Origin of the sequence: Prevotella sp. AGR2160 (genome assembly GCF_000424185.1) — a bacterium.
Classification (GTDB): Bacteria; Bacteroidota; Bacteroidia; order Bacteroidales; family Bacteroidaceae; genus Prevotella.
Window position 1 is genome coordinate 133,900 of sequence record NZ_AUJK01000001.1, and the last position, 23,258, is coordinate 157,157.

The 23,258-nt window shown below is 52.5% G+C and carries 18 protein-coding genes and 1 tRNA gene; 17 read left to right on the top strand and 2 right to left on the bottom strand.

Annotated elements, in window-relative coordinates:
- The first annotated feature begins 19 nt into the window (after positions 1 to 19).
- Positions 20 to 1,135, top strand: a complete 1,116-nt coding sequence (locus tag G604_RS13120; RefSeq protein ID WP_036904201.1) for an agmatine deiminase family protein — start codon at positions 20 to 22, stop codon at positions 1,133 to 1,135.
- A 19-nt stretch (positions 1,136 to 1,154) separates the two neighbouring features.
- A complete protein-coding gene (locus G604_RS0100590; RefSeq protein WP_028908842.1) occupies positions 1,155 to 2,042 on the top strand; it encodes a carbon-nitrogen hydrolase in 888 nt (295 codons plus the stop codon).
- 78 nt (positions 2,043 to 2,120) lie between these two features.
- Here G604_RS0100590 and G604_RS0100595 read toward each other — a convergent pair whose 3' ends face one another.
- Both G604_RS0100595 and G604_RS14920 read right to left on the bottom strand, forming a co-directional pair.
- Positions 2,121 to 3,395 (bottom strand): MFS transporter, encoded by a 1,275-nt coding sequence (locus tag G604_RS0100595; RefSeq protein ID WP_028908843.1) that lies wholly within the window; start codon positions 3,393 to 3,395, stop codon positions 2,121 to 2,123.
- The gene (locus G604_RS14920; RefSeq protein ID WP_081657593.1) at positions 3,392 to 7,090 is read right to left on the bottom strand and encodes a DUF4922 domain-containing protein; all 3,699 of its coding nucleotides are present in this window, start codon (positions 7,088 to 7,090) and stop codon (positions 3,392 to 3,394) included. Before G604_RS14920 ends, G604_RS0100595 begins: the two co-directional genes overlap by 4 nt.
- A gap of 147 nt (positions 7,091 to 7,237) precedes the next feature.
- Here G604_RS14920 and rlmN point away from each other — a divergent pair, with 147 nt between their 5' ends.
- The 15 genes from rlmN (at position 7,238) to G604_RS0100675 (ending at position 23,252) form a co-directional block, all read left to right on the top strand.
- Positions 7,238 to 8,305, top strand: coding sequence for a 23S rRNA (adenine(2503)-C(2))-methyltransferase RlmN (gene rlmN, locus G604_RS0100605; RefSeq protein ID WP_051220133.1), 1,068 nt, complete (start codon positions 7,238 to 7,240; stop codon positions 8,303 to 8,305).
- Positions 8,302 to 9,186 carry a DUF4837 family protein gene (locus G604_RS0100610; protein ID WP_028908845.1) on the top strand — a complete coding sequence of 295 codons (885 nt, stop codon included), beginning with the start codon at positions 8,302 to 8,304 and terminating at the stop codon, positions 9,184 to 9,186. Before rlmN ends, G604_RS0100610 begins: the two co-directional genes overlap by 4 nt.
- Before the next feature lie 123 nt (positions 9,187 to 9,309).
- On the top strand, positions 9,310 to 10,587 hold the full coding sequence (locus G604_RS13130; RefSeq protein WP_081657594.1) for a PdxA family protein: 1,278 nt from the start codon (positions 9,310 to 9,312) through the stop codon (positions 10,585 to 10,587).
- 65 nt (positions 10,588 to 10,652) lie between these two features.
- Positions 10,653 to 11,906 carry a sigma-54 interaction domain-containing protein gene (locus G604_RS0100620; protein ID WP_028908846.1) on the top strand — a complete coding sequence of 418 codons (1,254 nt, stop codon included), beginning with the start codon at positions 10,653 to 10,655 and terminating at the stop codon, positions 11,904 to 11,906.
- A 100-nt stretch (positions 11,907 to 12,006) separates the two neighbouring features.
- Positions 12,007 to 12,513 carry an LptE family protein gene (locus G604_RS0100625; protein ID WP_028908847.1) on the top strand — a complete coding sequence of 169 codons (507 nt, stop codon included), beginning with the start codon at positions 12,007 to 12,009 and terminating at the stop codon, positions 12,511 to 12,513.
- Between the two features lie 56 nt (positions 12,514 to 12,569).
- Positions 12,570 to 13,388 carry a hypothetical protein gene (locus tag G604_RS0100630; protein ID WP_036904207.1) on the top strand — a complete coding sequence of 273 codons (819 nt, stop codon included), beginning with the start codon at positions 12,570 to 12,572 and terminating at the stop codon, positions 13,386 to 13,388.
- Between the two features lie 16 nt (positions 13,389 to 13,404).
- Positions 13,405 to 13,821 (top strand): preprotein translocase subunit SecG, encoded by a 417-nt coding sequence (secG, locus tag G604_RS0100635; protein WP_028908849.1) that lies wholly within the window; start codon positions 13,405 to 13,407, stop codon positions 13,819 to 13,821.
- 95 nt (positions 13,822 to 13,916) lie between these two features.
- Positions 13,917 to 13,992, top strand: a tRNA-His gene (locus G604_RS0100640).
- Positions 13,993 to 14,050: 58 nt separating this feature from the next.
- Positions 14,051 to 14,704, top strand: a complete 654-nt coding sequence (locus tag G604_RS14630) for a SprT-like domain-containing protein (RefSeq protein WP_051220134.1) — start codon at positions 14,051 to 14,053, stop codon at positions 14,702 to 14,704.
- Positions 14,705 to 14,718: 14 nt separating this feature from the next.
- Entirely contained in the window at positions 14,719 to 16,005 is a 1,287-nt protein-coding gene (locus tag G604_RS0100650) for a DNA recombination protein RmuC (RefSeq protein ID WP_028908850.1), read from the top strand.
- Positions 16,006 to 16,067: 62 nt separating this feature from the next.
- The gene (locus tag G604_RS0100655) at positions 16,068 to 18,689 is read left to right on the top strand and encodes an SLBB domain-containing protein (RefSeq protein ID WP_028908851.1); all 2,622 of its coding nucleotides are present in this window, start codon (positions 16,068 to 16,070) and stop codon (positions 18,687 to 18,689) included.
- A 309-nt stretch (positions 18,690 to 18,998) separates the two neighbouring features.
- On the top strand, positions 18,999 to 20,138 hold the full coding sequence (locus G604_RS0100660; protein ID WP_028908852.1) for a dTDP-glucose 4,6-dehydratase: 1,140 nt from the start codon (positions 18,999 to 19,001) through the stop codon (positions 20,136 to 20,138).
- Positions 20,139 to 20,142: 4 nt separating this feature from the next.
- A complete protein-coding gene (rfbC, locus tag G604_RS0100665; protein WP_028908853.1) occupies positions 20,143 to 20,715 on the top strand; it encodes a dTDP-4-dehydrorhamnose 3,5-epimerase in 573 nt (190 codons plus the stop codon).
- Positions 20,712 to 21,983 (top strand): DegT/DnrJ/EryC1/StrS family aminotransferase, encoded by a 1,272-nt coding sequence (locus tag G604_RS0100670; RefSeq protein WP_028908854.1) that lies wholly within the window; start codon positions 20,712 to 20,714, stop codon positions 21,981 to 21,983. Before rfbC ends, G604_RS0100670 begins: the two co-directional genes overlap by 4 nt.
- A gap of 12 nt (positions 21,984 to 21,995) precedes the next feature.
- Positions 21,996 to 23,252, top strand: coding sequence for a nucleotide sugar dehydrogenase (locus G604_RS0100675; protein WP_036904210.1), 1,257 nt, complete (start codon positions 21,996 to 21,998; stop codon positions 23,250 to 23,252).
- The last annotated feature ends 6 nt before the right edge of the window (positions 23,253 to 23,258 follow it).

Here is a 23,258-nt window from a genome sequence, read left to right on the forward strand (position 1 = left end):
ACCCTTAAAACCGAAGAAGATGAATGTAACCTTACAAAGTGATTTTATTTTGCCTCCGGAATGGGACCGACAGAGCGGTATCATGCTCACATGGCCTCATGAACATACCGACTGGAAACCCTATCTCCAGGAAATCACGGAGACCTTTCTACAACTTGCCGACATCATCACACGGCATGAGAAACTCATCATCGCTACACCTGAGCCGGAGAAGGTAGAGAAACAGTTGAAGGACAGACTGAACGAGGAACAGATGAAAAAAGTCAAATGCTATGCCGTCGACACCGATGACACATGGGCCCGTGACCATGGTCCGATCACACTGGTATCTACGGGTAAAGCCCATGTTTGGCAGGTGCCGATCCACATGCTCGACTTCAACTTCAACGGATGGGGAGAGAAATATCCTTATGACAAGGATAACCGCATCAACCTGCAGCTCTATTATGCCGGTGCCTTCAAGGCCGTCTTGGAGAACCACACGGACTTCACGCTCGAAGGTGGTGCCATTGAGAGCGACGGAAAGGGATCGATCTTCACCACTTCCATGTGCATGCTGGCTCCTCATCGCAATGAGCCTTTGACAAAGAAAGACATCGATGAGCGACTGCGCATCCTCTTCCATGCCCAGCGCGTGGTATGGATCGACCACGGACACCTCATCGGCGATGATACCGACGGACATATCGACACCATCGTTCGCCTCGCGCCCAATGACACCTTATTATATATCGAGCCCGGTGACAAGAGCGATCCTCAACACGACGACTTCGTCAAACTGGAAGAGCAGCTGAAGACGCTCCGTACCCTCGACGGAAAGCCCTACCGGTTGATTCCGTTGCCCATGCCCGATGCCATCTACGACGGTGACGACCGTCTGCCGGCCACCTATGCCAACTTCCTCATCATCAATGGCGCCGTCATCGTGCCGACCTACGGACAGCCGGAGAAAGATGAAAGGGCCAAAGAGCAGATCCAGAAGGCCTTCCCCGGCAGGACCGTCATCGGCGTTGATGCCCGTACTGTCATCCGTCAGCACGGTTCCATCCACTGCCTCACGATGCAACTGCCTAAGGGGGCTATCCGCACACATACCAATTTCAACTGGGCTCAAGGAGCCTCTATCGCCCAATAAGCCCTTGATCAACAACAATATGACCAAAGAACTCAAAATCGGACTCTTACAACTGTCCAAGTCCGCCGACGTGAAAGAAAATCTCCGACGGACGGCAGAAGAGATCACGGACCTCGCCCACCGCGGCGCTGAACTCATCGTACTGCAGGAACTGCATAACTCCCTCTATTTCTGTCAAGTGGAAGATGTCAACAACTTCAACCTCGCCGAGCCGATCCCCGGTCCGTCCACGGCCTTCTACGGAGAGCTGGCACGGGAGTTGAATGTCGTCATTGTCACGTCACTCTTCGAGAAACGGGCGCCGGGACTCTATCATAACACCGCTGTGGTGATGGAGCGCGACGGCTCCATCGCCGGTATATACCGTAAGATGCATATCCCTGATGACCCGGCCTATTATGAGAAATTCTATTTTACCCCCGGCGATCTCGGCTTCCACCCCATCGACACCAGTGTGGGATGTCTCGGCGTCCTCGTCTGCTGGGACCAGTGGTACCCCGAAGCCGCACGACTCATGGCCCTGCAGGGCGCGGAAATTCTCATCTACCCTACCGCCATCGGTTATGAGACGAGTGACACGCCGGAGGAACAGCAACGGCAGCGGGAAGCCTGGACGACCGTACAACGCGGGCATGCCGTGGCTAACGGCCTCCCCGTGGTGACCGTCAACCGCGTGGGCTTTGAGCCCGACCCGAGTGGTCAGACCAAAGGTATTATGTTCTGGGGCAGCAGCATGGTCGTAGGACCGCAAGGCGAACTCCTCTACCGTGCTTCTGATAACGAGGAAGAGAGCATCGTGGTCAACATCGACCTCGAGCACAGCGAGCAGGTCCGCCGCTGGTGGCCCTTCCTCCGTGACCGCCGTATCGACCAATACGGAGGGATCACACAACGGTACATTGATTAGAAGTAAAAAAGTAAAAAAGTAAACGTCGGCAGTTGCGGCAGCTTTACTTTTTTACTTCTTTACTTTTTTACTTTTAAATTATTTTTTCCCGAATTCGGGATCAATATGTACGAGTTTTGTTACGATGTAAGTAACTAAACAGAATGCCATGACCAACACAAAATACATCCGATATCCCATCTGCTCCTGCATCCATCCACTCACCAAACCCGGCAACATCAGACTGGCCGTCATGAAGAAGGTACAAAGCGCATAATGACTCGTTTTGTAATCTCCTTGGGAGAAATAAATGAGGTAAAGCATATAAGCCGTGAAACCGAATCCGTAGCCAAACTGTTCAAAGAACAGGCAAGCGCTTACAATCATCAGATTGTTCGTCATGGAATAACTCAGATAGACATATACGAGATCGGGGATCGTGATGGCACAGACCATCGGCCACAGCCAACGCCGCAAGCCATCACGGGAGACGGCCATGCCACCGAGGATACCACCGAGCAGAAGACCGATGACACCCACTGTTCCTGACACGAAACCATATTCCTGGGGAGAGAGCCCGAGACCGCCGTTCGACGCGGAGTCAATGAGGAACAACGGCGTGATCTTCGTCAGAAAGCCCTCAGGCATACGGTAGAACAACATGAACAGTATCGCGGTCACGATATACGGTTTGGTGAAGAACGTCACAATCGTCTGACCCAACTCATGCCATACATCATTCATGGTGACGCCCTTACGCGGATGATCCTCCCGGGGATGAGGAAGGATAAACCGGTGCCAGAGCCACAGGGCAATGAACAATCCCGTCAGGCCATAGAAAGTAAGGCTCCAGGACAGTCGGATACTGTTCCGGAACAACACCTGCAGGTTTCCGGCAACCATCACGAGGACGCCCTGACCGAAGATCATCGCGAAACGATAGAACGTGCTGCGAATCCCGACGAAGAGGCTCTGGTCATGCTGCGACAAGCCTAACATATAAAAGCCGTCGGCGGCAATATCATGCGTCGCACTGGAGAACGCCATCAGGAAGAAGAAGAACATCGTCGACTGGAACCACCAATGGGTGGGGATCGTAAAAGCCACACCCGCCAGGGCGGCACCGATGAACAGCTCCATCGCCACGACCCAGAAACGCTTCGTCCGGATGATATCGACGAAAGGACTCCACAACGGCTTGATGAGCCACGGCAGGTTCAGCCATGTCGTATAGAATGTGATGGCGGCATTGCTCAGGCCCATCTGCTTGTACATCACCAATGAGACAACGGTGACGATGACATTCGGTATTCCCTCCGCGAAATAGAGGGAGGGCACCCAGGCCCATGGATTGATAGATGGTCGTTTCTTCATATCGTTTCGATGGTTGTATGCTGATAATAATGTTTCAAAATTTCCTCGTAGCTGTATCCCTGCTCGCCCATCACGGCAGCACCGATCTGACAGAGACCGACACCATGGCCCCAACCGGCTCCGGTAAGGACGAAGGCGGAAGGTACAGCGGCTCTGTCTTTCGTCTGATCCTCAAAGACCTTGTCGACAACGAAAGCGGAACTATAGAGATGACTGTCACTGAGGGCCCGCCGGATCTCCAACTCCTTGCCGATCACTACCGTTCCTTCCGTTCCCACAATCTGCAACTTCCAGATTCGTCCGCTCTTGCCACGGGCCAGCGGTACGAGGTCCGTAATGGCACCGACAACGATCTGACACTTGTCTCTCAACAACTGCTGCAGATGCTCCTGCGGCACCGTCTCTTTCCAACGATAGAAGTCGGTGGTCTCCTGGTCATAGTCATTGAGGACCTGAGAGAGGATCTTCTCATCATGGGTGTTGCAGAAAGCGGGAGGTGCCGTGCGGATCCAACGGTCGGCATTGGCCTCTACGGTAAGATCGGGAACGACGGTATCGCGGTCATCCCGTATGGCTTTCAGATAGGCCTTCGGCTCAGCCTCCCAACAATACTGATACTCCTCACTCACGCCACCGCAGCTCTTGCTGAAACGGGCATCGACGATCTCACCATCACTGACGAGGACCTGCCCGTAGGTAGCTTCCACAGCCTCACGGACATGCTCACTCGTCTCCTTGGTAATGCCTTGATAACGCTGACAGTGATCATCGGCACAGACATCAAAGAGGGTGTGATCCGTACGGTCGTACCAACGGATATGCTCGCCATGGGTAATGGGACCCTCTGAGACAGGAGATCCGGTCATACTCTTTTGCGGCGCTTTTTCCTCCCGGAGGATATGCATGAGCCAACTGCGGGAGATCACGGCATGGGCCTTCAACAGCTCCAGACTCGACGTGGCACTCATCTCACTCGAGATGACACTCTCCAGATAAGTCTCCACTCGAAGGATATTGATGGCGTAGATCCGCGGCTCAGCCTCCGGACCTTCTTCCTCCCGGTCCTTCCCATCAAGTCCGACACAGAGTTTCAATTTTCCGGAGAAGGTCTGACGCTCTTTGCGCTGCCAGTGGAAATGGACCCCGATGACGACATCATCAATGGAGAAGGAACACGAGCTGGCATAAGGCGCCAGCAACAATTCCTGATCCTCACAGGCTTTGCCGTCCCACAACAGTTCGCCCTTCGCAGAGAGCGCTACGGTATGGTCGCCTTCTATATGCTCGCCATTTCTGACATAAGCTCCATGGAAAGAAACATGCAACTCCTTGGCTCCGACAATACCAACCTTTACCTCCGGCTCACGGACCTTCTGGATGATCGTTTCATAAGTTTCATCGGAAACACACATTTCTTTCAATATCGAAATATATCGCGCTTCGGTCAGTTTCTCGAAATCCTCCTTACGTGGAAGGATGGCAAGTCCCGACATATCAAGGGCTCCGGGACTGATGAGCAACTGGTCGTCACCCGTAGCATAATAGCAATCGGGACGATGTTTTTCGCGCGGGAAAATAACAGTTATATATTCCTCCATGCCACGGTCAAACCAAGCTACGATATTCATCATCGGCTCGGTCTCGTCCTCTCGTTGCGGAAGTGCACGATAGAGGCGCCGGAAGAGGCGCAGACCGATCTCTTTCTCTAAGGTACGGATGGCAAAGGCATGACAAGGATAGTCGCGCAAGGCCAGCAACTGACCGTGATAGTCAAAGTCGACAAGGACGGTCGCATCTTTCTGCTCATCCCACCAGTTCTGTTCCAATGGGGTCAGTCCACTCGTTCCTCCCTGGAAATGGAGATGGTCAGGAGCACTGGCGCCACATTTCGGACCATTATAGAAGAACATCATATCCGGCTCATGATCCAAGAGCTGAAAAAGTTCCCCATACGTCTCCTCGATATGCTGCGGCTGATGCTTACGGGCCGGAATGGTGAAATGCTCGGGAAGGATGGGGAAAGGATTGACCAGTAGATGATAATCGCCATCCAACGGCATACTCTGCTGTTCCTTGGGGCGGTTCTCGTCACAGAGGAAACAAGGCCGCTGGGCGATCGTCGCATGATCCACCTTCGCGCCCGTACTCACGATACGGGCCGGATTCCACTGTGCGCGCAACTTCCCGAGGGCACGGACCTGGACACCCTGCAGATCGGTATAACGCTGTTCCACCTCCGGCCAGATACGCAACTGATGCTCGAAGAAACGGTCGAAAGCGGTCTGCTGGTCTAAATCAATATACTTATTCTCGCGGATGCGAGCCTCGAGTTCCATCGTCCGGATCTCATCCTTATAGTGATTGTTCCGATTCACTTTCTCCTGTGACAGGTCGGCATCACTGTTGCCTCCCCACCGACGACAGAGATAAAGCTCGTCATAGATACGACCGATGCGATAGTGACGACTGAACCACAGGCCCAGGGCATAATCCTCACCATAACTGGTATTGGGGAACTGCACCTGACGGACCAACGGCGTGAAGAAGGCACGGGGGGCACCGAGGCCATTGATACGCAAGGCATTGTTGGCACCATTCTCCAAGGTCCATTCATGATGGTCGATAAGGCCGGGAGGAAGGGTATTCAGTGAGAAATCACACATCCGATAGGCTCCGATGACCATCGCTGCCTTCTGATCATAGAAAGCCTTGACGATCTTCTCCACGGTATGTGGGGAGGAATAGAGATCATCGGAATCGAGCTGGATGGCAAAACGGCCGCAGGCTGCGGAATTGACCGCCTCATCCCAACAACCGCCAATACCAAGTTCCTGACGCTCGGGAACGATGACCACCAGTCGGTCCCCATATTTCTCTTTCAAAGAGGCCAACACGTCGGCAGTGCCATCGGTACTGTGGTTATCAACGACAATCACATTATAGTCGAAAGGTGCCTCTTGTTCACAGGCACTCTTCACGGCATCACCAATGGTCTTGACACGATTGTATACGGGAATCACCACACTGGCCTCACGGTCGAAGGGCTGCTCATGTAAATCGGGAGTCTGATAACCTTTGGAGTCGACCAAGGCGCCCAGACGCCAAAGATGATCCGTGACGACCTGCTCCATCTCGATCTGTACCTCACGGTTTCGGGGATTGACATAATCAAACTGTTTCTCGCCACTCTTCCGGAGATCCTGAGCTTCCGCGGTATAGAGATATTCGTTCACATGGAATATCGTGGACTCACGGGAGACAAAAAGGCGGAAACTGTACCAACCGGCATATTGAAGTTGCACTTCCTCTTTACCATCCCATACCGATGGACATTGGATGGTCGGACTTTGATAAGCATATTCCTCCAAGAGCTCCCGACGCAGAAGGATGACAGGACCAAAATCGAAATCATCACGCAACGATCCCTTCTGATAATCGATAACCGGATGATGCTGCCGCTGGCCTTCACTGATCTCATCATAGTCGGCATAGACAATACCGGCATTCGTCTCTTCTGCCACTCGGACAAGCCGTTGAAGGGCATTGGGCCCCCATGTGATGGAAGTATCCTGCAAGAGTAGGAGAATATATTTCTTATTGGTTTTCTTCAAGAGACCCCTCAAGGCCGCGTCGGACACCAGACCGCCATGAACGGGGGAATCGGAGAAGAAGATATCTACTTGTCGTTTGATCATTTTCTTGTTGAATTGTTCTTATTGCTTCGTATTCAAGCGACAAAGTTACAAAAAAATCAGCACAACGGAGCAGGGGAGACACATAATTATAAAAAATAAAAAGCCTTTCTTGGTCATTCGGGAAAAATATCGTAATTTTGCATTGTTATGACAGAAGCAACAAACAAAGAAGAAAAAATACAGAAAAAAGCCCTCCTCGGCCTTTCCCTGACGGAACTCCAGGATGTCGTCAAGGTCCTCGGCATGCCCCGCTTCACCGCTAAGCAGATCGCCGAATGGATCTATGTGCATCATGTGAAATCCATCGACGAGATGACCAACATCTCCAAGAATAACCGAGCCAAGTTGGAAGAGGAATACGAGATCGGCTGTGCTGGTCCCATCGATGCCCAACATTCTAAAGACGGCACCATCAAATACCTCTTCCCTACCCGCAGCGGGAAATTCGTCGAGACGGTCTTCATCCCGGAGACTGGAGGACGCGCCACGTTGTGTGTCTCCTCTCAGGTGGGCTGCAAGATGAACTGCCTGTTCTGCCAGACGGGAAAGCAGGGATTTGAGGGCAGTCTGCCGGCCAGCGACATTCTCAATCAGGTCTATGCCCTGCCGGAGGTGGACGAACTGACGAATATCGTTTTCATGGGTCAGGGGGAACCGATGGACAATCTCGATAACGTGCTGCGGGCCACACAGGCGCTCACGGCGCCCTGGGGCTGGGCCTGGAGTCCGAAGCGTATCACGGTGAGCAGTGTCGGCATCCGCGGCAAACTGAAACGGTTCCTCGAAGAGAGTGACTGTCAGGTGGCTATCAGCCTCCATGATGCCATTCCCGAAGAGCGTGCCTCCCTCATGCCGGCACAACGCGGCATGAGTATTGAGGAGATCGTTGAACTGCTGAGCAATTACGACTTCAGCCATCAGCGGCGGTTGTCGTTTGAATATATTGTCTTCGGTGGACTGAATGATGACATGCAACATGCCAAGGCTGTCGTCAAACTCCTCAAGCCTCTCGACTGCCGCGTCAACCTCATCCGATTCCACCAAATCCCGAATGTCCCTCTCCACGGTGCCAGCGACGAGGTAATGGAGAAATTCCGTGATTTCCTTACCGAGCATGGCGTGTTCACTACGATCCGTGCCTCACGGGGACAGGACATCTATGCGGCCTGCGGACTGTTGAGTACTTCGAAAAAAATCGGAGAGATCAGAAAATGAAACGAACCCGTCCCGCCCTTCTGCATACCTTGTTGATCAGTCTCTGCGTGATCATCCTCACAGGCTGTCGCCGCTCCTCGAAGCTTCCCGATGCCATCGGCAGACCTTCTGAGATCGTCCTCATTGACGGCCCCCATCATGAACTGAGAAGGATACTGCAAGACCGAAGGATGGAGGGACTTCCCCAACCGGAATATCTCTTCGATCTCACGGACATCAAACCGTCAGACTTTCGGGGTGACTTGAGAGAGGCGAAGATCATCGTTCGTTATGACAGGGGCAGATCACTGGAAAGCATAAATGATAAGTATGCCTTTCCACAGACAATCATCACAAGCAACGGCCGTGATCCCCAACGTCTCGTCAATGCCATCCTTCAGGCTGTCCTCCGACATCAGCAGATCCAACTGCTGCGTCACCGAAACATAAAGATGGAAAAGAGGGTGAGCCAACTGACCGGAGAAAAAATGTTGATTCCACAAGATATGACCTCCTGCAAACGGGCCCGTCATTTCCTTTGGATCTCCAACAACGATGGTAGGGTGATGAAGAACATCCTGATCTTCCCGGCCGGAGAGAAGGTCGACAGCATCCTTCAAAGGAATATGCCTGGAGAAGAAAAAGGCATGTACATGCAACTGGCAACCGGTCTGCCAAACGATCAGCGGACGACAGACTTAGAGAAGAAGAAACTCCCCCGGAAGGCCGACATGCTCCGAGGACTTTGGGAAATGCGAGGTGACGCCATGGGTGGCCCCTACATTCTCTATCACAAAAAGAACTCCCCATGGAGCCTGATGGCTTTCGTCTATGCCCCCGGCCATCCCAAGCGTGAGCCGATGCTGGAACTGGAGGCCTCCCTCCTCTCCTTCCGCCCTTGATCCGCCAAGACTAAATAGCCACGTCTATAGTGAGCTATCACATCTATCGCGAGCTACATATCTATTGTGAGCTATTGCATCTATTGTGAGCTATAAGAATTATCAATTTAAAATTAGCATATAATGGAAGAAAGAAAGATCCGCGTGGCACTGACCCACGGCGATACCAATGGTATCGGATACGAACTCATTTTTAAAACCTTCGAAGATCCGGAGATGCTCGACATCTGCACCCCGATCATCTACGGATCTCCGAAAGCCGCCACCTATCACCGTAAGGCTCTGGACCTTCCGGCACAGTTCTCTATCGTCACCAACGCCTCAGAGGTGAAAGACGGTCGCATCAACCTCCTCACGACCTACGATGAGGAGACGAAGATCGAGTTCGGTGCACCGACCCAAGAATCTGGCGATGCTGCTATCAAAGCCCTCGACCGTGCCATGAGTGACTACCGTGACGGTGCCTTCGACATCCTTGTCAATGCACCTGTTGACAACGATCATATCCAGGTAGAAGGCTATCCTTTCCATGGCATCACTCCGTATATCGAAACCTGCCTCGGAGAAGGTAAGAAAGTGATGCCTATCCTCATGAATAACCAACTGCGCGTTGCTTCCGTGACCGATTGTCTGCCATTGAATGAGGTAGCCGCCAAGATAACCAAGGAGAATGTTGAAGAACGGGCACGCCTGCTTTTCGACACCCTCCGACGTGACTTCCGCATCTCCAATCCGCGTATCGCCGTCCTCGCCCTGAACCCCGTGGCAGAGGGAGAAGGCAAATATGGTAAGGAAGAGACAGAAGCGATCATTCCGGCTATCACGGCTTTGGAAGATGATCACCTCCAGGCTTTCGGACCTTACGCTGCCGAAGATCTATTCGGCAAAGGATGGTATACCCATTTCGATGCTATTCTGGCCATGTACCATGATCAAGGCGTAGCACCGATGCGTGCGCTCTCCGATGCCGATCCGATCATCTACAATGCAGGACTGCCCGTGATCTCCACAGCCCTCGACATCACACCTGATTTTGAAGAGGCCGGAAAGAACATCGTTTCTGCTGACACCTTCCGTCAGGCCCTCTTCCTCGCCATCGACACCTTCCGTAACCGTAATGATTACGAGGAGCCTCTGAAACACCCACTGGGCAAGCTCTACCATGACAAACGGGAAGATGGTGATCGCTCACGCTTCTCGATCCCGAAGAAACATGCCGGCAGCCCGTTCCCTCCAAAGCGCAGCCACGGCATTCACACCTTCGCTCCAAAGAGCTATGGTCGTACACCCAAGACGGAGCATGCCGCCACCACGACACCGGCGCCCACCAAGCCTACTGCGCCTAATGTGCCTACTAAGCTCACAGCGCCTAGTGCCCCCGCTGAGTCCTCTGTCCAATAGGAAAGTGAAAAAAATCTGCCAAATTTGCAGATATCTCAAAAAATATATGTAATTTTGTCAGCTAAATGAATACATCAGAAATTCAGCGAGTCAAACAACGCTATAATATCGTCGGAAACTCCGATGGAATCAATCATGCCCTCGACGTGGCCCTACAGGTCGCGCCGACGGACCTGAGTGTGCTCATCGTCGGTGAGTCGGGTGTCGGTAAGGAGATTATTCCCCGGGTCATCCATGACAACTCACCGCGCCGACGGGAAAAATATTTCGCCATCAACTGTGGCAGTATCCCTGAGGGTACGATCGATAGCGAACTCTTCGGTCACGAGAAGGGCTCCTTCACCGGTGCCATCAACGAGAGTGAGGGCTATTTCGGTGTAGCCAACAAAGGTACCATCTTCCTCGATGAGGTAGGAGAACTCCCGATGGCTACCCAGGCTCGTTTGCTCCGCGTCCTGGAGACAGGTGAGTATATCCGTGTCGGTGGACAAGAGATTCGGAAGACCAATGTACGTATCGTTGCCGCCACGAACGTCAACATGCGTAAGGCTATCAGTGAGGGACGGTTCCGTGAAGACCTGTACTATCGTCTGAACACCATCCCTATCCAGATGCCCCCACTGCGCGACAGGGGAAACGATATCATTCTTCTCTTCCGTCTCTTCGCCATGCAGATGGCTGAGAAGTACCATCTGCCGAAGATCACGCTCACGGATGATGCCAAACAGCTCATGCTGAAATATAAATGGCCCGGTAATGTCAGACAGTTGAAGAATATCACCGAGCAGATGTCTGTACTCTGCGACAAGCGCGAGATCGATGCCGAGACACTGCTCCACTATATCCCCAAAGACACAGAGAGCACGCAACTCGCTACCATTGCCCAGCCCGGCCAACACTCTTACGAGAGCGAACGTGAGATTCTCTATAAGATTCTTTATGAGCTCCGTGGCAATGTCAGCGATCTCCGCCGAGACATGAATGCCCTCCGCAAACAGGTCGAGGAGCAACGGGATCTCAGTCAGGTAGCCCTCACCAAACAGGCGGAATATGGTACGGCTCTGCCTTCTGCTAATACGCCCTATCCTCAAGCTTCACCTTTCACTGCGCCCGGTAACAGTGTAGCACAGGAAGCAGAAGCCGAAGAGATCAAAGAGCCTGAGAGTCTCAATCTTAACGACCTCGGACGTCAGATGGTGGAGAAAGCGCTGGAGCGCAATGGGGGCAACCGGAAAAAGGCCGCACAGGAACTCGGCATTTCCGACCGTACCCTCTACCGCCGTATCAAGCAATATGGTCTCGAAGACAAGGAATACTAAACCAAATCCCTATTGTGAGCTATAGAAATCTATCGTGAGCTATAGAAATCTATCGTGAGCTATAGAAATCTATCGTGAGCTATAATATATAATAAGGTATATGAAGCTGTATAAATACATCCTTCCCATGATGCTCCTGCTCCTCGCCGCCTGTAGTGTCAGCTACAAGTTCAATGGAGCCAGCATCGACTATACGAAGACGAAAACCATCCAGATAGATGAGTTTCCGATCCGTTCCGCTTATGTATGGGCACCGATGGGACCACTCTTCAACAATCAACTCAAGGATGAGTTCAGCAGCCACACGCATCTCCGGCAGGTCAAGCGCAACGGTGACATGGTCATTCAGGGTGAGATCACCAACTACGCCCAGCACAACAAAGGCGTGACAGCGGAAACTTATTCTGCCCAGACAGAACTATCCATCACGGTCAACGTAAGGTTCACGAACACAAAGAATCACTCGGAGGACTTTGAGAAACAATTCACCTCTACCAAGACTTTCGATACGACACAGAGTCTGCAGAGCGTACAGGAAGAACTCGTACAGGAAATGATTAAGGATCTCGTCGACCAGATCTTCAACGCCACTGTAGCCAACTGGTAAGCAGGAAATGCTTCTCATCCGAAGACTCACAACACTCTATCATTCTAATAAATATTATGCAGAATCTCAGCAGACTGATACAACATCCGGAAGAACTCGACAAGGAGACCCTCTATGATCTCCGAAGCCTTCTTGCGCCCTATCCGTACTTCCAGACAGCCCGTCTGCTGATGCTGCAGAACCTCTATATCCTCCACGATCCATCCTTCGATGAGGAGCTGCGCCGTGCTGCCATCTTTATCCAAGACCGTACCGTCATCTTCCAGATGATCGAAGCCGCCCATTACCGACTTCGTCAGGAACAGTCGCCACGGATGGCCTCTCCCACCACCGCTGAGCAGTCTCAACCATCGAAGAACAATCAGGAAGACCGAACAGAGACACTCATCAATCACTTCCTTGACTCTATCCCATCAGAGGAAGAAGACTCCAAGAAGAAAAAGCGGAAGCCGACACCGGCAGATGCCGCCGTCGACTATGTCAGCTACCTTCTTGAGACGGAGAGCGAGGATGAGAAAGAGGCTGCCATGGACACGCCGCAGATGAAAGGTCAACAACTTATAGATGACTTTCTGGAAGATGGTGGCTTCGACCTCACGCAGTCGAATGATCTACCTGACGGTCCTGCAACAGAAGAAGAGGAAGAGAGCGAACCTTCATCCAACCAAGAGCCTCATGATGTCAACGTAGAAGACGGCAATGAGGGGGTCTTTACCGAGACTTTGGCCCGAATTTATATCAAACAAGGTAGATATTCGAAGGCTTTGGAAATTATTCGGCGATTAAATTTGAATTATCCAAAAAAAAATGCTTACTTTGCAGACCAAATACGATTCCTCGAGAAATTAATTCTCAACGAGAAAGAAAAAAAATAAATATAGCTATATAAAAATGTACACACTTTTAGTAATTATCATCGTCCTCGTGTCAATCCTCATGATTGGCATCGTACTCATCCAGGAGTCTAAGGGAGGCGGACTGGCGTCCAACTTCTCTTCCTCCAACCAGATCATGGGTGTCCGCAAGACCACTGACTTCATCGAGAAGGCTACGTGGGGTCTCGCCATCGCCATGGTGGTCATCTCCATCGCCTGCGCTTATGTCGCTCCGCAGTCTACCGCAGACCAGAGTGTCATGGAGCAGAGTTCTACCACTACCAATACCGCTATGCCCGCAATGCCCGGTCAGAACGGTGCTGCACAGGCTCCTGCTCAGGGTGTTCAGGCTCCCGTTCAAGGTGGCGCTGCCCAAGGTGCTCAGGCTCCCGCTCAGAGTGCTCCTGCCGCTCCTCAGACACCGGCAAAATAAAAAAAATAAAAAAAGTAAGGGAAAAATTTGGTAGATCCAAAAAATTCCCTTACCTTTGCACTCGCTTTCTGAAACATGAAAGCAGATAACCAAATGGTGGGCGTAGTTCAGTTGGTTAGAGCGTCAGATTGTGGTTCTGAATGTCGTGGGTTCGAGTCCCACCCCCCACCCCTCCTAACAAAGGCATTTCAAGTTCTGCTTGAGATGCCTTTTTTCATTTTGAAAAGATATGAAAATAACGCTTCCTTTCTTAGAAGAAACTTTTAATAAATTCAACAAGGAGATCTTTGACGGGCAACTGTCTGAGCCTGTTTTCGAGCCCTCCCGTGCCAAGACCTTTCTGGGTCTCTGTGTCCGCAAGCCTTTCACTTATCAAGGAAAGACCCAAGATATATGGATTCTTCGTTTCTCCATCATCATCGATCTCCCCAAAGAACAACTTGAGGACATCATTATCCACGAGATGATCCATTACTATATCGGCTCTACCGGTCAACAGGACAGTTCGGCCCATGGCCCTCTCTTCCTGAAGATCATGGATGACATCAACACCCGCTTCGGAAGACATATCACCGTCAGTGGCAAACTCACCAAGGAACAGAGAGAACAGCTCATCGATAAGCGACGGAAATGGCATGTCATAGCCATCGTCCGTTTCAAGGATGGTCGCGAGGGCTTCAAAGTCTTGCCGCGTGTCCGTGAGAGCATTCTAAGATACAAGAACACCCTCCAACGGTCACCGGAGATTGATGTCGTCCAACTGGTTTGGAGCCAGAACGTCTTCTTCAACCGCTATCCTGTGAGCAGTGCCTTCCGCGTCCATCTGAGCACGAACGAAGAGCTCACGCCCCTGCTCAAAGATGCTAAAATTTTACAACTCTAACCTCCCGTAGTCCTATGTCAATACTCTATCTTTTAGCCGGCCTCCTCATAGGAGCCGTTATTGGTTATCTCTTCGCCCACAGTAAAGTTGCCGCCCTGAACACAAAGGCAGAACTTCTGAATCAGCAACTTGAAGCCCAGAAAGCCCAATATGCCCAGCAACTCGAAGCTCAGAAAGCCCAATATGCCCAATATGCCCAAGAGCAGAAGGCGCAACAGAAGGAGCAGCAGAACCAGCAGGCCCAGCTCATCAGAGAACAGATCAACACGGCCTCTGAGGAGATTCTCCGCAAGCGCAGTGAGGAACTCGCACGCAACAACCATGACCAGCTCGCTGCCATCCTCACACCCCTCCATGACAATCTCCGTCAGATGCGTGAGGCCGTGGAGAAGAACGACCGCGACCAGGCCGACCGCCTCGTCAAACTTGACGCCACCATCAAAGAGAATCTCCGGCAGGCCCAGGAAGTCGGCGAGCGTGCTGACAAGCTGGCCCAGGCCCTGACGAGCGAGAACAAGACCCAGGGAAACTTCGGCGAGCTCCGTCTGCGCACCCTTCTGGAGAATATGGGCCTTGAGGAAGGCGTGCAGTTTGAGGAACAGTCAACGCTGAAGGATGAGAACGGACAGACGATCCATGAAGAAAACGGCCGCCGTATGATCCCCGATGTCATCCTCCATTTCCCCGATGAGCGTGATGTCATCATCGACTCAAAGATGTCACTGAAAGCTTTTGAGGATTATTACAATGCCGAAGATGACCAGGCCCGTGCCGATGCCCTCCAGCGCCATATCACCTCCGTCCGCAACCATGTCAACGAACTGGCACAGAAGAAATACTTTGACTATACGCCGAAGAACAAGCAGAAGCTCGACTTCGTCGTGATGTATATCTACAGCGAGAGTGCCCTTCAGCTGGCGCTGAGCAATGATCCCGGTCTGTGGAAAGAAGCCTATGACAAGGGCGTCATCATCTCCGGCAGTCAGAATCTCTACATGATGCTGCGTGTCCTGGAGATCACCTGGCGTCAGAGCCGGCAGGCCGAGAACCAGGAAGCCATTATGAAAGCCGCCGATGAGGTGGTCAACCGTGTGCAGCTATTCTATGAGCGTTTCCTCAATGTCGACCAGCAACTGACCAATACGCGCAAGGCTTTCGACGACCTGAAGACGACGACGCAGGCCAGTGGGCATAGCATCACTACAGCCGCCGCAAAACTCGTGAAACTCGGCGCAAAAGAGAATATCAAACGAAAGGTCAAACTCCCAAAGGAGGAAAATACAATAAATGATGACGAATAACGTTGTCCATATAAGTAAAAATACGTAATTTTGCAGCATTAAAAGATATTGAGACAACAAATATGAAGAAAATCTTCCTTGCCGCCCTCATGGCACTATGTACGCTTACCATCCACGCCCAGTCATCGATGACCGATGATCAGGTGATTGCAAAGGTAGCGCAGATGAATGCCGCCGGAAAATCACAAGCACAGATCGTCACACAACTCATGCAGAGCGGTGTTGACATCTCACAAATCCGCCGTATCCGGGAAAAATATCAGAAGACATCTTCCAAGAAAAACACGCTCGGCATGCAATCCGACGATACCGGCTCCCGTCTGCGCAAGCAGAACGGGCAGTTGAACCGGGAGAGCAATATAGATAACAGTTCCACCTACCGTGAGAGCAGCATCAGTCTGGATGACGATTACACCAACTATGATGCCAACGGCGACCGGATCCCTTTAAGCGACAAGCAGAAAGACCTGCTGCGAAAGCAACAGATTGATGAGATGATTGAAAATCTCGATGAGCTGACGCCGAAAGATTCCACCCGTCTCTTCCAAATGCTGATCCAACAGCAGCAGGACCACGATAAGCCCCGTATCTTCGGTCACGATATCTTCAACAATGACAAGCTGACTTTCGAGTCCGATATCAATATCGCCACACCGCAGCACTACCGCCTCGGTCCCGGCGATGCCGTGAACATCGATATCTATGGCGCCTCACAGAAATCGGTGACCGCCACCATCAGTCCTGACGGTGATGTCGTCATCGAGGGCTATGGTCCCATCAACCTCAGCGGCCTCACCGTGGCCCAGGCCAACGCCAAGCTGCGCCGTACCCTCGGCAGCCGTTACCGCAGCAGTCAGATCAAGCTCACCGTCGGTCAGACCAAGACTATCACCGTCAATGTCATGGGCGAGGTGAAGAGCCCCGGTACCTATACCCTCTCTGCCTTCGCCACCGTCTTCCAGGCCCTTTATATGGCACAGGGTGTCGACGATATCGGAACGCTCCGCAATATCAAGGTCTATCGTCACAACCGTCTCATCAGTGTCGTGGACCTCTACGACTATATCCTCAACGGCAAGCTCACGGGCAATGTCCGCCTGACCGATAATGATGTCATCATTGTCGGTCCTTATGACTGTCTTGTACAGATCACGGGCAAGGTGAAGCGCCCGATGTTCTATGAGATGAAGAAGAACGAGAGTCTGAGCTCCGTCCTTAAATATGCCGGTGGCTTCACGGGCGATGCTTACCGCAAGATCGTACGTGTGAGCCGTAAGACAGGTAAGGAACATACGGTCTTCAATGTTTCCGAGTTTGACTTCTCCTCTTTCCGCATCAATGACGGCGACTCCGTGAGCGTCGACTCCGTGCTTCCCCGTTATGAGAACACAGTAGAGCTCAAAGGTGCCGTCTTCCGTCCCGGTCTGTATCATATCAGCGGTGAGTGCAACAGTGTACGCTCCCTTATCGAACAGGCCGAAGGTCTCACGGAAGATGCCTTCACCAACCGTGCCATCATCCACCGCATGAAAGCCGACCGTACCCTCGAAGTCGTCAGTCTCGACCTCGAAGGCATCATGAGCGGCCGTGTCGCCGATGTGCCGTTGAAAGAGAATGACGTCGTCTTCATCCCCACCAAGACGGAGAAGAATGTCAAGCGTACGCTGACCATCCGTGGCGAGGTTCTCTACCCCGGTATCTATGAGTATGCCGACAACGAGACCCTTGAGGACTTTATCCTTCAGGCCGGCGGACTCACCGACAAGGCCTCTGTGGTGAAGGTTGATGTCAGCCGCCGTGTGATGAACCCGAAAGCCCTGGAGATAGACTCGATCATCGGCAAGACCTATTCACTGAGCCTGAAAGACGGTTTCGTCGTCGACGGCGAGCCGGGCTTCATCCTCATGCCATACGATGAGGTCTATGTCCGTAAGAGTCCGGCCTATAGCGATCAGCAGAATGTTTCCGTCAGTGGCGAGGTGATGTTCCCCGGCACCTACACCCTCACCAAGCGTAACGCCCGTCTGACCGATCTCCTCGAAGCTGCCGGCGGTGCCAACAATCTGGCCTATATCAAGGGCGCCCGCCTGGAGCGAAAGGTCAACAATGATGAGCGCAAGCGTATGGAGACCCTTCTGAAGATGGCACAGGAAGAGAAACGACAGAACCTCTCCACCCAGTTACTCTCCAACACGGCCATTACGGCCTCTGCGGAGCTCCTGCAGAAGCAGCAACAGCAAGAGTTGAACGAGTTGCAAGCCCCCGACTATTATCCGGTAGGTATTGAGTTGGATAAAGCTCTGAAGAATCCCGGCAGTGATGCCAACATCATCCTCCGCGAAGGTGACCGCCTCGTTCTCCCGCGCTATAATGCCTCCGTGAAGATCAACGGTTCTGTTCTCTATCCGAACACGGTGACCTACGAGCGTGGCAAGGGAGCCCGTTACTATATCGATGCCGCCGGCGGCTTTGCCCAGAATGCCCGTAAGAGTAGTGCCTACATTATCTATATGAATGGCATGGTCGGACAGGTCAGTCACGGCGCGAAGATCGAACCGGGCTGTGAGATCTACGTACCGAGCAAGCTCACCCGTAAATGGACGCCGGCAGAATACATGAGTATGGGCTCATCCTTCGCATCCATGGCAACTATGCTCGCCACGATCTGGAGTATTCTGAAATAAGCGTAACATCCCTATAACCTCCGGCCTTTGAAAGTATAAGGACGGGGGATATCCTTTTTCCGGATCCCAGATGGATCCAACGAAAAGAACGGCTCTGCGAGGACAGTCCTTTCCTCTGATCCTCCGAGGCGGAGTCTCTTCTCCTTCGTTCTGCCCCCTGGCAGCAGTACCTTTGGTTTCTGAATCAGTAGAGAACAAAGGAGGAGAGACTATATCTCACGGAACATGATTCATCATGTCCCTACATCTAGCGGAACATGAAGAATCATGTCCCTACAAAAAAGAATAATCATCAAATCAAGTTTAGATATGGATTTTAAGCGTAATATCATCATTACGGGTGGTGCCGGATTTATTGGCTCCCATGTCGTCAGACTCTTTGTCAACAAGTATCCCGACTACCACATCATCAATCTCGACAAGCTCACGTATGCCGGAAACCTGGCCAACCTCAAGGATATTGAGGACAAGCCGAACTACACCTTCGTGAAAGCCGACATCTGTGACTTCCCGAAGATGCAGGAACTCCTGCAGCAGTATCATGTCGACGGCATCATCCATCTTGCCGCCGAGAGCCATGTAGACCGCAGCATCAAGGATCCCTTCACCTTCGCACAGACGAATGTCATGGGCACGCTGAGCCTCCTTCAGGCTGCCAAGCTCTATTGGGAGAGTCTGCCGGAGAAATACGAGGGCAAGCGCTTCTATCATATCTCCACCGATGAGGTCTACGGCGCCTTGGAGCTGACTAATCCCGAGGGTCTCCCCTCTCCTTTCACCACGAAAGCTTCGTCCGCTCATCATCATGCCTACGGTAGGGAGTTCTTCACCGAAGACCGCCGTTATCAGCCCCATTCCCCTTATTCCGCCTCGAAGGCCAGCAGTGATCATTTCGTACGCGCCTTCCATGACACCTATGGTATGCCGACGATTGTCACCAACTGTTCCAACAACTACGGACCTTATCAGTTCCCCGAGAAGCTCATCCCGCTCTTCATCAACAATATCCGTCACCGCAAGCCCCTGCCCGTCTATGGCAAGGGTGAGAATGTGCGTGACTGGCTGTATGTAGAGGACCACGCCCGTGCCATCGATCTGATCTTCCATAAGGGCCGCATCGCCGACACCTATAATATCGGTGGTTTCAACGAGTGGAAGAACATCGATATCATCAAGGTACTCATCAAGACCGTCGACCGTCTCCTGGGTCGTAAGGAAGGTGAGGATATGGATCTCATCACGTATGTCACCGACCGTCCGGGCCATGACAAGCGTTATGCCATCGACAGCCGTAAGCTCCAGCGTGAGCTTGGCTGGGAACCGAGCCTGCAGTTTGAGGAAGGCATTGAGAAGACTGTCCGCTGGTATCTCGACAACCAGGAGTGGATGGACAATGTCACCTCCGGCGACTACCAGAAGTATTACGACAATATGTATAAAAACAGATAAGCAGATGAACGTTATCAAAACAGCCATAGAGGGCGTCGTGATCATCGAGCCCCGTATCTTCCCCGACGACCGGGGTTATTTCTTTGAGTCCTGGAACGAGAAGGCCTTCAACGAACAGGTCCGTGAGATTCATTTCTGTCAGGACAACCAGAGCAAGAGCAGCTACGGTGTGCTCCGTGGCCTCCATTTCCAGAAAGGCGAGCACAGTCAGAGCAAGCTCGTGCGCGTCGTCCGCGGCAGTGTCCTCGACGTTGCCGTGGATATCCGCAAAGGCTCTCCGACCTTCGGCCAGCATGTCGCCGTGGAACTGACGGAGGACAACCAGCGCCAGTTCTTCATTCCCCGTGGCTTCGCCCATGGCTTCAGCGTACTGAGTGAGACTGCCATCTTCCAGTATAAGTGTGACAACTTCTACTGCCCGGAGAGTGAGGGAGCCATTGCCTGGAATGATCCTGCACTGAAGATCGACTGGCGCATCCCTGCCGACAAGGTAATCCTCTCTCCGAAAGATGCCCATCATCCGCTGCTCAAGGACAGCGACTACCTCTTCGACTACAACGAGGATTTATATAAGTGATTCCCTTTCTCGATCTCAAGGCAGTGACGGCGGCCCATGGCGACGAGATCCGCCGGGCCGTCAACGAGGTCATCGATAGCGGCTGGTATCTCCAGGGAGAAGCCAACCGCCGCTTCGAGGCCGACTATGCCCGGTATATCGGTACGCACTACTGCGTAGGCTGTGGCAATGGCCTCGATGCCCTCTGGCTGATCTTCCGCGCCTATCTTGAGCTCGGCGTTCTCCATGAGGGCGACGAAGTCATCGTTCCCGCCAACACGTATATCGCCTCTATCCTCGCCATCTCCGAGAATGGGTTGAAGCCCGTACTCGTGGAACCACGTGAGGATACCCTTGAGATCGATGAAGACCGGATAGAGAACGCCATCACCTCACGCACCCGTGCCATCCTCATCGTTCATCTCTATGGCCGTTGTGCCTATACGGAGAAGATCGGGGCGTTGTGTCGGAAATACAATCTCAAACTTATTGAGGACAACGCACAGGCGCATGGCTGCCGATTTGAATCTGCAGAAGGATTGCCCTATCGGGCAACGGGCCGCCACAAGGGACGGCCCCTGCAAGCGGATCCCAACAGCGAAATGCAGGGGCCGTCCCTTGTGGCGGCCTGTCGTCGGAACGACGAATCCATACGACCTTCTGAAACACATAATTTTCAGCACGCCGAAAACACCTCTTCGCAACATACCGGTTCCCTCGGTGATGCCGCCGGTCACAGTTTCTATCCCGGCAAGAACCTCGGTGCCCTCGGTGACGGCGGTGCCGTAACGACCAACGACGAGGCCCTCGCCGCCACCGTCCGCAACCTCGGCAATTACGGTTCCACACGTAAGTATGTCTTCCGCTATCAGGGCCGCAACAGTCGTCTCGATGAGATTCAGGCTGCCGTCCTCGATGTGAAACTCCGTTATCTCGATGCCGATAACCGCCACCGCCAACAATTGGCACGGCTCTACTACGACGGTATTCATAACCAGTACATCCGTCTTCCCCGTCGTCTCCCCGATGCGGAGAATGTCTATCACCTCTTCCCCATATTCTGTGAAAGTCGTGATGATCTTCAGCAATATCTGAAAGACAACGGCATTCAGACGCTTATCCACTACCCCATTCCACCCCATCAGCAAGAGGCTTACAAGGAATGGAACACCCTTCATTATCCTATTACGGAACATATCCATCAGACGGAGCTCAGCCTGCCCATCAGTAGTGTACAGACTGAAGAGACAACCCAAAAGATTATAGACGTCATTAACAGCTATAAATAAAAATCCAAGACGATGAATTCTTTCGAAAATATTAAGATTGCCGTCGCTGGCACCGGTTATGTCGGCCTCAGCATCTCCACCCTTCTCAGTCAGCATCATGACGTGAAGGCTGTCGATGTCATCCCCGAGAAAGTGGAGATGATCAATCATAAGAAATCCCCTATCCAGGACGACTATATCGAGAAGTATCTCGCCGAGAAGCCCCTGCGCCTCACGGCGACCCTTGACGGTGCCGCTGCCTATCGTGATGCCGACATTGTCGTCATCGCCACACCGACGAACTATGATCCCGTGAAGAACTATTTCGACACATCCCATGTTGAGGAAGTCATCGAACTCGTCATGAAGGTCAATCCCGACGCGATCATGGTCATCAAGTCGACGATCCCCGTAGGTTATACGGAGAGTGTCCGCAAGAAATACCATTGCGATAATATCCTCTTCGCCCCGGAGTTCCTGCGGGAGAGCAAAGCCCTTTACGACAACCTCTATCCCAGCCGTATCATCGTCGGCCGTCCAGAGGGTGATGCCCGTCTGGACAAGGCCGCGCATATCTTCGCCGACTTGCTGAAAGAGGGAGCCATCAAGGAGAATATCGACACGCTGTTCATGGGGCTCACGGAGGCCGAGGCCGTAAAGCTCTTCGCCAATACCTATCTCGCCCTGCGTGTGAGCTACTTCAATGAGCTCGACACCTATGCCGAGGTGAAAGGCCTGAAGACCCAGGATATCATCAAGGGCGTGAGCCTCGACCCACGTATCGGTGACTTCTACAACAACCCATCGTTCGGTTATGGCGGCTACTGTCTGCCGAAAGACACGAAGCAGCTGCTCGCCAACTACAAGGACGTGCCGGAGAACCTCATCCAGGCCATCGTGGAGAGCAACCGCACACGTAAGGACTTCATCGCTGATCAGGTGCTGCGCAAGGCCGGATACTACGACTATTACAGCCATGGCGAGTATGACCCGCGGGAGGAGAACAGCTGTACCATCGGTGTCTACCGTCTGACGATGAAGAGCAACAGCGACAACTTCCGCCAGTCGAGTATCCAGGGCGTGATGAAGCGCATCAAGGCCAAGGGCGCACAAGTCATCATCTACGAGCCCACGCTCCCCGACGGCACGACGTTCTTCGGCAGTAAGGTTGTCAACGACCTTCAGCAGTTCAAGGCCCAGAGTCATGCCATCATCGCCAACCGCTACAACAGTTGTCTCGATGATGTCCGCGAGAAAGTCTATACGCGCGATCTATTCGAAAGAGACTAAGGAATA

Coding starts and splice junctions, on each gene's coding strand:
- G604_RS0100650 (WP_028908850.1), top strand. CDS start 14,719: ATGTCAATACTCTATCTTTTAGCCGGCCTCCTCATAGGAGCCGTTATT.
- G604_RS0100675 (WP_036904210.1), top strand. CDS start 21,996: ATGAATTCTTTCGAAAATATTAAGATTGCCGTCGCTGGCACCGGTTAT.
- rlmN (WP_051220133.1), top strand. CDS start 7,238: ATGACAGAAGCAACAAACAAAGAAGAAAAAATACAGAAAAAAGCCCTC.
- G604_RS0100660 (WP_028908852.1), top strand. CDS start 18,999: ATGGATTTTAAGCGTAATATCATCATTACGGGTGGTGCCGGATTTATT.
- G604_RS14630 (WP_051220134.1), top strand. CDS start 14,051: ATGAAAATAACGCTTCCTTTCTTAGAAGAAACTTTTAATAAATTCAAC.
- G604_RS0100625 (WP_028908847.1), top strand. CDS start 12,007: ATGAAGCTGTATAAATACATCCTTCCCATGATGCTCCTGCTCCTCGCC.
- G604_RS0100655 (WP_028908851.1), top strand. CDS start 16,068: ATGAAGAAAATCTTCCTTGCCGCCCTCATGGCACTATGTACGCTTACC.
- G604_RS0100590 (WP_028908842.1), top strand. CDS start 1,155: ATGACCAAAGAACTCAAAATCGGACTCTTACAACTGTCCAAGTCCGCC.
- G604_RS13130 (WP_081657594.1), top strand. CDS start 9,310: ATGGAAGAAAGAAAGATCCGCGTGGCACTGACCCACGGCGATACCAAT.
- secG (WP_028908849.1), top strand. CDS start 13,405: ATGTACACACTTTTAGTAATTATCATCGTCCTCGTGTCAATCCTCATG.
- G604_RS0100610 (WP_028908845.1), top strand. CDS start 8,302: ATGAAACGAACCCGTCCCGCCCTTCTGCATACCTTGTTGATCAGTCTC.
- G604_RS0100595 (WP_028908843.1), bottom strand. CDS start 3,395: ATGAAGAAACGACCATCTATCAATCCATGGGCCTGGGTGCCCTCCCTC.
- rfbC (WP_028908853.1), top strand. CDS start 20,143: ATGAACGTTATCAAAACAGCCATAGAGGGCGTCGTGATCATCGAGCCC.
- G604_RS14920 (WP_081657593.1), bottom strand. CDS start 7,090: ATGATCAAACGACAAGTAGATATCTTCTTCTCCGATTCCCCCGTTCAT.
- G604_RS13120 (WP_036904201.1), top strand. CDS start 20: ATGAATGTAACCTTACAAAGTGATTTTATTTTGCCTCCGGAATGGGAC.
- G604_RS0100630 (WP_036904207.1), top strand. CDS start 12,570: ATGCAGAATCTCAGCAGACTGATACAACATCCGGAAGAACTCGACAAG.
- G604_RS0100620 (WP_028908846.1), top strand. CDS start 10,653: ATGAATACATCAGAAATTCAGCGAGTCAAACAACGCTATAATATCGTC.